The organism is Microbulbifer mixtoriginis (SeqCode), from assembly GCF_052467945.1.
The window spans coordinates 3,775,169-3,787,880 of record NZ_CP174328.1 but is presented as its reverse complement, the minus strand read 5'-3'; the positions used below and the strand labels follow the sequence as shown (position 1 = coordinate 3,787,880).

Sequence of the window (12,712 nt, the reverse complement as noted above, 5' to 3'; positions counted from 1 at the left end):
GCTGTGGGCGTTGAGATAGATCCAGGGGGAATGCCATGCCCGGCGATTGAGTGCCGGGCATGGTGATGGCTGTGAAAGTTTACAGGTGTGGGACAGTTAAACTGGAAACCTTGCTGCTGCTATAGGGCACAGTGATGGTGTAGTTGGTATCTTGTGGCTTCTTGTAAATAGGGCCTTGAGTATCAATAGCCATAACTACTCGGTGACCGGCAGGCACATCGTAGCTGGTGGTGAACAGTTCAACCTCCACTTTTTGCTTCTTACCTGGCTGTTCAGTGCGCACAGTAATTGGTGCGTGGGTGATCAGGCGGCCAAGGCCAAAGAAATTGACATCGTAGAGATGTACATTCATTTGAACCTCGCTCTTACTGGGCTCGATCCACATCTCTAGCTTTGGTGCGCCGCGGACTTTCAGGGTCTCAGACTGCCTTGGTGACTTGTATTCGATGGCATAGTAACCGTTGATTGCCATCATAGGTGCGTACACCGGAATGCCGAAACCTTCTAAGGCATCGGAAACCAATGGGATACCGGTACCAGCAAAGGTATCCCAGCCCCCGTGGAATTCATTACTCCAGCTCCAGCCATCATATTTACCGCTCTCCATACTGCCGCTATTGAACATGGTAAAGCGTGGTTGTAGATACCAGGTGGTGCTCTCTTGGGTTACCGGGTAGTCCTCATAGTGCTCCAGCTTGTTGCTGATACGCACGGTCATGTCCACTTTAGGTTCGCGGTTGATTCCGTTGTCTTTGCCCTTCAGGTGGTGATCGAACCAGCGGAAGCTGGTAGACCAAATGTGTCCATCGTTGCCAGAGAGTGTCTCGGTAATGGCGTGGGTACCAGGGTTTAGCATCAGCTTCTTGGGCCCCTCAAGTAGGGAGAAAAAGTCTGTCATGCTGTTGGGCTTGAAAAGATAATCGGCAAAGTTATTCGATACTAGTACTGCAGTGCCATTTTCATTTAGTTGATCGACATAGCTTATTGCCGAGCGTTTGGCGCCGAACTCTATAACTTGCTCCATGTTTTGGCCGCTGCGCAGGTCATCCCAGACTTGCTCAAGTTCAGCTTCTTTATCGAAGGCGGTAGTGACAAGTAAGCTACCCCAGACCAAGTTAACGGTTTCATTAGGGTAAAGCGCTTCAACTACATCGGCCCAGCCGGACAGCGCAGCAACCGCATCAATACGGGAGTCTTGCGCGGCGCTTAGTAGGGAAATACCGCCACCATAAGAAATACCAGCCATTCCCAGTTTGCCCACGGAGTAATTGGATTCGAGCCAATCAATCAGCACACCCACATCGGCAATGCTGTTCTCTCCGGCCACGTCCACCAGTCCACCTGAGTGGCCAAAGCCGCGGGTGGAGTAACTCAAAACCAGGTATCCATTTTCAGCCAGCTCCTTGGCCTGGAAGTGGTATTGGCGTTTTTCCAAGCCCCAGCTGTTGGTGAAGATCACGGTAGGGTAGCCCTCCGCTGGTGCCGGGGTTTCCGGCACAAACAGGTTGGCATCGAGTACCGTTCCGTCGAAAGAGGTAATATCCAGGTCGGAAATATATTCAGGGGCCGACCAGGCATGCGCTGACATCATAGCGCCGCCAAGCAGCGCCAGTAGTGGTGTAGTTTTCATTTTTTTCTCTCATCAAAGTAAATTATTTTTATTTTTTGACCATGATTAATACATTGGTCAGGAGCGCAATATATAGAACCCGGCCGCGTATTTGTATGCTGCTTGATTAAAAAATGAGACGCTTGTCTCGTAGTTTGTCGCTGCCCCCATTAGGTTTTTATATCGACTTTTTTAAATTCACTTTGTCCAGATGGTCACATAAAAATCGCCTAAAAAGTTCATTTCTTATTCATATTGATCTTTTTTTGATCAATAAAAACCGGTAATGTGTGCTTCTACGATTTGGCCACGGAGGGCTTCGGCAACAATGACTCGGTGGCCTGAACTATGGTTTCTCGCTCAGCTGTTTTCTTAGTACTTTTTTTCGTTTTCTCACTGTCTGCCAATGCTGCATCCCGCTATCTCGGCGAGGAGATCTGGTATCAGGTAGACAGTAAAAACTTTCGGGTTATTACCGATGGCGATCCCAAAGCGGTAAAAACCCTGGTGGCCGATCTGGAGCGCTATCGCGCCGTGGCCATAGAGCTGTTGGAGGTAGACCCCAGCGTCCCTAAGCTCACAATTTATGCAGCCGGGGACCGCAAAACCTATGCGGGTCTGGTTGGGGCTGAGTTGGCGGAGATGACCAACGGCCTGTTTGATACCTCCGCCGAGGGCAGTTATGCCCTGGTGAACCTGGATGGCCGCAGTGTAAAAAAACAGCTTAAGGCCCGTGAATTTCTCTTTCACGAATATACCCATTTCCTTAGCTATAACGGCAATACCACGCATTTCCCCTACTGGTATAGCGAGGGCTTTGCCGAATTTATGGCGACTATGTCCTTCCCTAAAAAGGGACGTTATGAACTGGGCGAAATTCCCCAGGAGCGCGCTCAGACTCTGATGTATGCCGGCTTGATGCCGCTCGACCGGCTGCTGCGTGCAACGGTGTACGATACCGACCCCGAGGAGAAAGCCGATATCTATGCCAGCGGTTGGTTGCTGTCCCACTGGTTGATGATGGAGGGCGATAAGGCGGAAGAATTTAAGCAGTTTGTCAAAGACTACAATGATGGTGCAGATCCGGTGAAATCACTGGAGAAAGCCCTGGGAATGTCGGTAAAAGAGCTTGAAAAAGTATATGTAGCCGCATTTGACTCAGGGGAATATGAGGTGGTCAGTGGTGATATCCCTGCTGATTTTAAAGAGGTAACACCTCGAGTGAAGCGCCTGCAAAAGCGGGAAGCAGTAAATGTACTGGCGAACTTTATTGCCCAGTCTGGTTACAACCTACAAGCCCTCGACGATCTGATTACCTATTCCTACCATACAGGGATCTACAGCACTGAGCTGGCTGCCATTAAGGCGAGTGCGGATCTGCGTATAGGGGATTTTCCGCAGGCTAGTCATTTGCTTGCCAGTGTACCAAAAAAGGATCGCCGGCAACCCTGGTACCTGAGTGCCCACGCCTGGCTGACGGTGAATCAACAGGCCACGGTGCCCAACGATGCCCGCGATTTACGCAGCCTGAAAAAGGCCCGTGAAGAGTTCGACTACCTGGTGAATAAAGAGCCTCAGAATGCTTCTCACTGGTTTGGTCTGGCCATGGCTATGGAAATGTTGAGCTATCCCCGTGAGGAATATCTATCCAAGCTTGAAGAAGCTTATAAGCGCGCACCGCGGGAGCTCCATATTGCTCAGTGGCTGGCAGAAGAACTCTATCAACAGAAAAATGCGGAATACTTTGCCCGGGTGGCAAAGCCGCTGATGTTCGAACTCCCGGATGAGGAGGAGAACCGACAAATAAAAATGAGATTGGCGGAGCTACAGGGCAAGCCTAAATCCAGCTAATAACAATAAGATGCTCACAGAATAATAGAGGGGCTGTCACTTGATGTAAGAGACAACCCATAGTCGCCAACGTATATTTGCCCGGCAATTTGGTTTGCCGGGCTTTTTTTATTGCGGCTGCGGAAAACTGGTACGATTTGGCTTATTGTTACTGATGTTGGGTTTCTTCCTGATAAAGGGGAGTACTACTTAACTACTAACATTATAATGATGACGCCTTACCCGGTGCTTTTTAACTATTGAAAGACATCGAACAGAAGTCAGAATTTGTTTTTAAATACCTATAGACGCCGATGCCTTGCGGCGACAGTAATACTCTACGCTGCACTAATTCGCTAGTTAGTCCAAAAGTGGATGGATAACAATAACAATTTCGCTGAAATAAGGTTGAACTGTGCATAAAAAAATAGTCGCGATAACTTTTCTGATTGTCGCTCTTATGTGTTCAGTAAGCTGTGAAAAGCGCTCTTCGCAACAAGTAGAATCACAGCAGGTTGAACCCCAACAGGTCGTCGCTGAACCCACTAAAGAACCTGAAATTGTTTTTGCGAACTACCCGGAACTCGGAGACCTACCCGCCTTACAGGAGCGAGGCATCTTGCGCTTACTTGCCACCCGAGGCCCTGAGGAGGATGCCCTGCCGCGTTCTGGCTTGCCGCAGGGAGAGTGGCGGGAGCTTGCAGAGAAATTTGCCTACAGCCGCAACCTAAGGCCCCAGTGGGTTTATGTGGATAACTTTTCCGGTTTGGTCCCCGCTTTGGCAGAAGGCCGAGGTGATGTGATCGCCACTAATTTTTCCCGCACGGCCAAAAGACGCTCGCAGGTGGCGTTCACACGGCCGCTACAAACGGTGAATGAACTAGTAATTACGCTTCGTGATTTGAATAGCCCGCTACAGGAGGTAGCCGTACGCCGTGGCAGTGCCTATGCCGAAACCTTGAGTGAAGATACAGATCAGGCCTATAAGGTCACGCTCCTGGATGGTGCGGTGGCAAACAGCGCATTGTTAGATGCTGTTGTCGCAGGTAAGTATCAGGCAACCGTGATGGACAGTAATTTGGCTGATGCGCTTTTGCCCGATTATCCGCAGCTCGCTGCCAGCGATCAGCTGGAATCCAGCAGAGATATTGCCTGGGCAGTGCGTCTCAATGCCACAGAGCTACGACGTGAGCTCAATGAATTCCTGACTGCAGAACTGGTATTGGCCGGGCAAAACTCCAATAAAATGATGCGGGATTGGAAGGGTATTTTAGCGGATGGCACTCTACGAGTACTGACCCGTAATCATCCAGCTTCTTACTTTATTTGGCGTGGGGAATTGATGGGGTTCGACTATGACCTGCTGAAAAAATTTGCTCGTGACCATAAGCTTCGCCTCAGTATGGTCGTGCCCGATGCGGATATGGATTTAGCAGATGCCCTGCAGGCAGGTATGGGCGATATGATCGCCTCGTCACTGACGATTACCGAGATGCGCCGTAAGCAGGGGCTCGTTTTTACACGCCCCTACCTTGAGGTGACTGAACAGCTGATTGCTCCCAGCAAAGATATCTCCCTGCAAGGAGATGTGCCCTTAGAGCAAATGCTGTCGGGAAAGATGGTGGCTGTAAACCCGCAAACCAGCTACCGTGAGAGTCTCTCAGAGATGGTGGTATTGCAGCAGGAGCAGGGAATCGCCCCACTTCAGATATCTGAGCAGCTAGGTGCAACAACCGAATATTTAATCGATGCCGTTGCTCAGGGGTTATTTCCCTATACGATTGCAGATTCTCATCTGGTTGCGATCGAGAGCACTTATCGCGATGATTTTAGGGTGGTGGCTGAATTGCCCAGTGTCAGAGAAATAGCCTGGGCTGTGCGTGCAGATCAAAGCCAACTGCTGGGAAAATTAAATAACTTTTTAAATAAACACGATCGCGATTTGTTTTTTAATGTTACTTACAATAAGTACTTTAAAGAGAAAAAGCGTATTCTTCGCCATCAGGAAAATCGCCTGCGCAGTAGTAGTGATTCACTTTCACCCTACGATCCTATAGTCCATAAATATACGGATAAAACGGATCGTGACTGGCGCATGGTGGTTGCTCAGATGTACCAAGAAAGCCAGTTCAATCCCCGCGCCCGTTCCTTTGCCGGGGCTCAAGGTCTGATGCAGGTGCTCCCGCGTACTGCTCGCCAATTAGGGGTTGATAATCTTTATGAGCCTGAGAATGGCATCCGTGCGGGAGTCTCCTATCTAGATTGGCTGGATCAACGCTTCCCACAGATGCTTTCGCAGGAGCAAAAAATATACTTTACTTTGGCTGCTTATAATGCCGGCCATGGCCATGTACGTGATGCTATAGCCCTTGCCCAGCGCATGGAATTAGATCCCAATCAATGGTTTGGCCATGTAGAACAGGCCATGCTGTTGTTATCCAAGCCTGAATACTATCGCCAGAGTCGCTTTGGCTATGTACGGGGTCGGGAGCCGGTTAAGTATGTGCGGGAGATACGGGATAGATATATAGGCTATCTCGGTGTAGAGCGTAATGGGCCTCCTAGGGGAGGCGAATGGTGATTCTAGCCCTGATGGCCTTATACCATAGCCGCTATTGCCTCAATCTCTAGTTTTAGGTCAGGGTGAATCAGATTAGAAACTTCGACTAGTGAACAGGCTGGCAAGTTTCCGTCATAAAACTGAAATAACGCTTTGCGCAGGTTACTGGTCTGTTCGATGTCCTTTATGAAGATTGTTAACTTAATGAGATCAGACTTGTTCCGCCCCTCGTATTCCAGGATATTATCTATCTGAGAGAGTACCTCTTGGGCTTGATCTAAAAATTCTTTTTTCTGAGAAGTGGTTTCCTGTGCGGTCAAGCCCGAAATGTAGAGCGTATTTTCATGGATAACAGAATGTACATAAGGGCCTTTTTGTGACGGTAGAAAGGGATATTCTCTTTTTTTAAGCATAATTAATCCAAGCTTATACGGAAAATTACAAATCTAGGGGTTATGGTTTCCAGTTCATTTTTATAGTCGACGCTAAGGTCTCTTGTGGACCAACTTTAGCGGCTCCGCCAATAATATAAATGGAATCGTTAATTGTAACAGCACCGTGTCCATGGCGAGCCATAGGGAGAGAGATTTCTTTTCTCCACTGATCACTAATTGGGTTGTATGACCAGATCGAGTTAAATGCAGAGCCTGTTTTCCAGTAACCGTTGGGGCCAAAGGCTTCTCCACCGGTAACTATTATCTTTCCCTTTAATAGTGTGGCAGTTAGCCCGGCAAGTGATTGGGGTAGCGGTCGTATTTTATTCCACTTGTCCAAGCTGGGATCATAGACTTCCGCGTAGGAGAGATTCCTAGCCTTATTATTTCCATTGCTAGCTTGGCGCCCACCAATAGCATAGATTCTATTGTTTAATGCCGCACCTGCTGCGGAATTTCGGCTGATAGTCGCCGGAGCTGCAGTTTCCCAGTTGGCATTGTCTATCAATATATAATGATTTTTCGTATCGCTATTTTTAAGTTGGTCATTAGGTGTTTTTCCACCGATAACATGGATGCCTTTTGATGTGTTGGCATAGATGCTTTCGGCCATGGGAGCGGGCAAGCGGGGCCCAGAGGTCCAGATATCTTCACTGTTGGACAGCTTATAAACAGTAGCCTTGGCCTGCCAAGCATTATTTTTTACTCCATTGAAACCTCCAATGCCATAAAGATATTTGGAGTTTGCAGCCATACCTAGATGGTGTATAGCTTCTGGAAGTGGTGGACCATCTCGCCAAGTTTTGGTTTGGGGTGAGAATATATAGGTGCGATCTGTAGGGGCTAGACCGTAAAATATGGAATTAGATGATGGAATAAAACCACCTGAAATATAGATTTCTCCAAAGAATACAGAGGGGTATATTTCCTGAACGGCTGTTTTTAAGTCTGGTAGTTTAATGAATTGTGGTTTATGGGCAGATTGCCATGTTCCAGCTTTCCCCTCCATTCCACCTAGTATAAATGGTGCCGCTCCGATAATTTTTAAAAAATCTCTTCTAGAGTAAGGCATATGTTTGTATCTTCCCTTAAATTAAATGGTAAAGCTTGCTTACAGCCTAAGTTTTTTTGTAAAAAATAGACTGTGTGGATCCTCTCTATAGTTGGAAAATGGCCCGCAGGATTTAAAGCCATTTTGATAGTAAAGTGCTATTGCTGGAGCAAAATTTAACCTGTTACCAGTTTCAAGCTTTACCTCACTGTAACCCCGTCTTCTGGCTTCATTTATTATCTCCTGTAATACTGCTTTAGCGACACCTTTGCGTAGGAAAGATTGGCTGGTTTTCATTGACTTGATTTCTCCCAGAGTAGAGGAGACTTCCTTGAGGGCGCCACAGCCTGCTAGAACGCCATTGATCTTTGCGCTCCAGAAGGTGATTTTAGGATCAACTAACTCTTCTGGTTTGAGGGCGTGCACACTTTCAGGGGGGGAGTGCTGTTGCATTTCTTTTAGGTGCTGCGCCAATAACTCTACGACGGTACCATCTGATAGGTCGTCTTTTTGAACCGCTATATACATAGAGATGCCTTAGTTATTTTAAGTATAGATGCCAGTGAAGTTTGATTTATGCAGATCTCAATTATGTTGGGTAGTAATTGTTTTCATTGATTTATATGTATTTATCCATTGGAAGGCGAGATCAATAAATAAGGGCCCAGTGGCCCTTAAATATTCTTGTGGTATTGATTCTTTTATTTTTTTGTGCGCTCTACAGGTCATCTATAAAAATAGAATCCGATATTATCCATTATTCTTGATGAGTAAAGCTTGCCCCATTTTGATGCATCGTTCACTGGTGTAGAGGTGATTTTTTAATGCTTTAACCAGTGTGGGCTTAAATTGAGGGTTTTCTTCAAGGGTCGTGCTTATTTTTTGAGCGCCCTCATCTGAGCACATTAGGGGAAAAATATTGGTGTAGCTACTGATTAGCTCTGAGGAATCCTCATTATTAATTTGCTCCAGTGCGTAAAGGATTTTTTCGCTGTTATTATTAAATAGGGAGATTTGTTCATCTTTAAATAGAGAATAAGAGGCCTTGCGCAGTTCACTTAACTTGAAGTTATCCCTGTGCTGAATTAGGTTTTCTAACCATTTTTGTTTGATTTCTGGTAAAGGTCTTACTACTTCGGCAGCAATGGCATTCAGTTTTGATCTGTCTGAGCTATCTTTGCTTAGTTCACGGACAATAGCTTGTTCATAATCAGAATATAAATAGCGATTTTGCAGGTGAATTAAATCCCAGCGCATATCCGGATCTAAGATCAGTCCTTTAACTGAGAGTTCACCCATCAGTAATAGTTTGGCATTGTTAAGCGCGCTGTTCGAATGAGCTATTTCGGTAAATAGCTCAAACCAAGTCTTTTGTTGATCGCTGCCTGCAGGTGCCTGCTGTAGCCGCTCCCACACAAAATCCTCCATGGTTTTTAGAATTTTACTACGGCGCTGTTGATCAATAGGAACTTGGTTTAGATAACTATGGACATAATTTAAATAGCGCGCATTGAGTCGAATAGCACTGATATCTTGTTCGGCGACACCATTATTAATAATAAAACTGATGTATTCATCAAGGGGGAGCTTTGCATCATAGGCGCTGTCGAATAGGCTTTGCCACAGCATAAGACGGGTGAAAGGATTTTCAATGGCATGGAGGTATTGAGCTATATTTTTCAGGGTGATTGAGTCAAGAGTTACCTTGGCAAAAGCCCAATCTTCCTCGTTAGGATAGAGAATTTGAGGGCAGGATAACCCTTTAGCGCTCTCTACTTTGGTTAATTCACCGCTATAAATTACCGGCAGGGTGGCATAACGTTTCATAACCCCTTCATTTATGCGATAGAAACCGAGCTGAGTGCGTTGTTCGCGTAGCGTCGGGTAATCATCTAGAGCTGTCTGTGTCAGACTAAGGCCGGTAATCCGATCATTTTCACATTCGAAACTTGCTTCAATAGTGTTAAGACCGGCTTGATAAAGCCATTGTTGTTGCCATTCCTCCAGATTGATGCTGGCGGCCTTGCCCAGATGATTAATAAAATCATCAAGTGTAGAGTTTTTGTAAGAAAACTCTTTCAGGTAACTGCTAACACCTTGACGAAATTTTTCTTTACCGAGGAAATAGGGTAATTGTTTGAGTATAGAGCCCCCTTTGCCGTAGGTAATACCATCAAAATTGCTAAAAGCTTCTTCGGTATTTTTTACTGGTAGCTGGATGGCATGAGTAGTGGGCCTTTGATCGGAGTAATAAGCCCACTGTTTAGTACCAAGATAAAAATTTTCCCAGGCATTGGAAAATTCACTGTTCTCTGCTAAAGATAGGTTGGCCATATAAGTGGCAAAACTTTCATTTAGCCAAAGATCGTCCCACCAGTTCATGGTCACTAGATTGCCAAACCACTGATGTGCCAATTCGTGAGCAATAACATTGGCCAAGCGCATACGCTGGGCCTGGGTTTTTTCTCCACGAGATACGTAGGCATCATTAAAAGTGACTGCCCCCACATTTTCCATGGCACCGGCATTGAAGTCGGGTACCAGGATCTGATCATACTTATTAAAGGGGTAATCTATTCCAAAATAGGGTTGGAAAAATGCAAAGGACTGCTTGGTGAAGGTAAACCAGTCTTCGGTTTTAACATATTGTGCCAGGCTCTGGCGGGCCATCAGGCGTAGAGGGATACCTTTGGCGTTATCCTCCCAAATATGGTAGGGTCCGGCGTGTAATGAGAATATGTAGGATGAGAACTTTGGAGTTTGTGGAAAAAACCAATGCTTTATTTCACCCTCGTGCTCTACTCTATGTTCCCGCTCCGCACTGATTACTATCCACTCTTTTGGCGCTGTGACATCTAGTGTATAGCGAGCTTTAAGGTTCGGTTGGTCAAAATGTGGAAAAAGGCGGTTGGCGTCATAGGGTTGAAAATCAGTGTATAAATAGACTCTACCATCTACAGCGTCTTTAAATCGGTATAGGCCCGACCCATTATTTGAATAAGGATGTCGATAATTTATTGTAATTGTATGCTTCTTATTGGGTAGCTGTGTATTATCAATACGAATAAAATGTCCATTGTAACTGAAAGGAGTCTTTTGGTTATCCACCTGTACAGTTTCAACAGTACCTCCAGAGAAATCGACAGTTAGAGGCTGTTGTAAGGGTTTGTTGAATTCAATTTCAGTTACAACTGTGCCGGAAAAACTGTCTCCGTTGCGATCAAGATGAATACTCAGTTGGTAATCTACCTCTGCAATTTGCTGTTTTCTCAGCTTTGCATATTTCTCAGATAGCCCCGCGATCTCCGCTCTTGTTACAGGTTTTGTTGTAGAAGTTTGTGCGGCTTCTGTACTACCTGGGTTTTGCTCACAGGCAGCGAACATGATACTGCACAAGAGAGTGGTAATAAGTCTTAATCTTTTAATCTTGGTTTGATTGATCATGGTGGTCTCACCGATCGGTTAGTTGTTATTGCTATGATTCTATATTTGTCCGCAATTTATGCACCGAGAATCTTACTATTGGTGCTATACAATAAATAGATGAAATGGCCCAAATAAAAAGCGGTTAAAGTGGGTTAGTCTTCAAAATTATATCCCATGTAGATTCGGGATTATTTTATTAACAGGGCTTGAGCGTTAAGGGGTTGTTCTTATGGGGTGAATTGCTGTTTAGCAATGGGGGAAGCCGCTAACAGAATAAAAACGCTATTGACCGTTAGCAACTTCAAGAACAGACTCAGCGAGGGCGTTTACCAGTCCATCAATCTCTTCACGGCGTGTAATAAATGGCATGCCCAATTGAATGGTGTCTCCGCTATAGCGAACATAAAAGCCTTTCTCCCACATCTTTAAAGCAATGCGGAATGGGTGTAATAAGGGCTCCCCTGGGGCTCTCTCAATCGTTAGCGCAGCGGCTAGGCCACAGTTGCGGATATCGTAAACCAGAGGCAAGTTGCTCAGCTGATGTATATATTCTTCCAGAAGATAGGCAAGCTCTGCTGAGTGCTTGAAAAGGTTATCTCTCTCTAGAAGTTCTAAGGTAGCAAGTGCTGCTGCACAGGCTACTGGGTGTGCTGAATAAGTGTATCCATGGGGCAGCTCCAACTGGTAGTCGGCTCCTCCTTGCTGCATAAACGTCTCATAGATCGTTTGCTGCACCACCGTGGCTCCCATGGGGATGACTCCGTTAGTGAGTTGCTTGGCGATGTTGATAATATCTGGAACTACGCCAAAAAGCTCTGCACCTGTGGCAGTGCCCAGTCTGCCAAATGCGGTGATTACTTCGTCGAAAATCAGTAAGATTTGGTGTTGCTCGCAAATATCTCTAAGTCGCTGTAGGTAGCCTTCTGGTGGGGGTAAAATACCCGCGGAGCCAGCCATTGGCTCAACGATGACAGCGGCAATATTGCTAGCATCGTGTAGCTCAATAATTTCTAATAGTGATTCGGCAAGGTGTGCCCCATATTCAGGCTGTCCGCGACTAAAGCGATTTTCCGGCAGTAGTGTATGGGGAAGGTGAGCGGTGGAGAGTGCCGGACCATAGATGGCTCGGTTGGCTCCGATGCCGCCGACACTAACTCCACCAAAATTCACTCCGTGATATCCCTTACTTCGACCAATCAGTTTGGTCTTGCTGGCCAGTCCTCTTTTGCGCCAATAGGCACGGGCAATCTTCAGCGAGGTCTCCACTGCTTCAGAGCCGGAATTGGTGAAAAATACCCGATTGAGGCCCTCCGGCATTAAGCGAGTGATTCGTTCCGCCAACTTGAAGGAGCCGGGGTGGCCAAACTGAAAGGAGGGGGCGAAGTCTAGAGTCTCCAACTGCTGGTTAATGGCTTTGGCGATTTCTTTTCGATTATGACCCGCGCCACAGGTCCACAGGCCTGAAAGGCCATCGAATATCTGGCGACCATCAGCACTGGTGAAATAGCACCCATCAGCGGCTGTAATCATTCGTGGGTCTCGTTTGAACTGCCGGTTACCGGTGTAGGGCATCCAGTGTGCATCGAGTTGTGTTTGGCTGAGCCCTGCGAGCTTGTCGTTCATTTTTATTTTCCGACAATTGGGACAGTTATCTTAGACAATCTTTAAATAGTTCGTTGTTACCACTTGAAGCCCTAAAGCTACATTGTGAATTTATTTAAGGCCCTCCCAATTCTGGACCAACTTTTCTATTTAATAAATTGCCTAAAACTAACTTTAGTTGCATAAGTGGGGGCTTTTGA

Annotated in this window: 8 protein-coding genes; 2 read left to right on the top strand and 6 right to left on the bottom strand. The window is 46.3% G+C overall.

Annotated elements, in window-relative coordinates:
- Positions 1-79: 79 nt before the first annotated feature.
- Positions 80-1,630 carry a CocE/NonD family hydrolase gene (locus tag ACJJIJ_RS16345; protein ID WP_252083618.1) on the bottom strand — a complete coding sequence of 517 codons (1,551 nt, stop codon included), beginning with the start codon at positions 1,628-1,630 and terminating at the stop codon, positions 80-82.
- 327 nt (positions 1,631-1,957) lie between these two features.
- Here ACJJIJ_RS16345 and ACJJIJ_RS16340 point away from each other — a divergent pair, with 327 nt between their 5' ends.
- Together ACJJIJ_RS16340 and ACJJIJ_RS16335 are read left to right on the top strand one after the other, a co-directional pair.
- Positions 1,958-3,460: a hypothetical protein gene (locus ACJJIJ_RS16340; protein WP_444883016.1), complete on the top strand. Its 1,503-nt coding sequence runs from the start codon at positions 1,958-1,960 to the stop codon at positions 3,458-3,460.
- Between the two features lie 394 nt (positions 3,461-3,854).
- Positions 3,855-6,020: an MltF family protein gene (locus ACJJIJ_RS16335; protein WP_252083616.1), complete on the top strand. Its 2,166-nt coding sequence runs from the start codon at positions 3,855-3,857 to the stop codon at positions 6,018-6,020.
- A 17-nt stretch (positions 6,021-6,037) separates the two neighbouring features.
- Here the strand turns inward: ACJJIJ_RS16335 and ACJJIJ_RS16330 are convergent, their stop codons facing one another.
- The 5 genes from ACJJIJ_RS16330 to aptA all read right to left on the bottom strand — a co-directional run bounded on the left by ACJJIJ_RS16330 (position 6,038) and on the right by aptA (position 12,533).
- Positions 6,038-6,412, bottom strand: a complete 375-nt coding sequence (locus ACJJIJ_RS16330; protein WP_252083615.1) for a RidA family protein — start codon at positions 6,410-6,412, stop codon at positions 6,038-6,040.
- A gap of 40 nt (positions 6,413-6,452) precedes the next feature.
- Entirely contained in the window at positions 6,453-7,505 is a 1,053-nt protein-coding gene (locus ACJJIJ_RS16325) for a Kelch repeat-containing protein (protein ID WP_444937908.1), read from the bottom strand.
- A gap of 39 nt (positions 7,506-7,544) precedes the next feature.
- Complete coding sequence (locus tag ACJJIJ_RS16320) at positions 7,545-8,012, bottom strand: GNAT family N-acetyltransferase (protein ID WP_252083613.1); 468 nt, start codon at positions 8,010-8,012, stop codon at positions 7,545-7,547.
- Between the two features lie 222 nt (positions 8,013-8,234).
- Positions 8,235-10,928 carry an aminopeptidase N gene (pepN, locus tag ACJJIJ_RS16315; protein ID WP_444937907.1) on the bottom strand — a complete coding sequence of 898 codons (2,694 nt, stop codon included), beginning with the start codon at positions 10,926-10,928 and terminating at the stop codon, positions 8,235-8,237.
- A gap of 264 nt (positions 10,929-11,192) precedes the next feature.
- Positions 11,193-12,533 (bottom strand): omega-aminotransferase AptA, encoded by a 1,341-nt coding sequence (aptA, locus tag ACJJIJ_RS16310; protein WP_252083611.1) that lies wholly within the window; start codon positions 12,531-12,533, stop codon positions 11,193-11,195.
- Positions 12,534-12,712 lie beyond the last annotated feature (179 nt).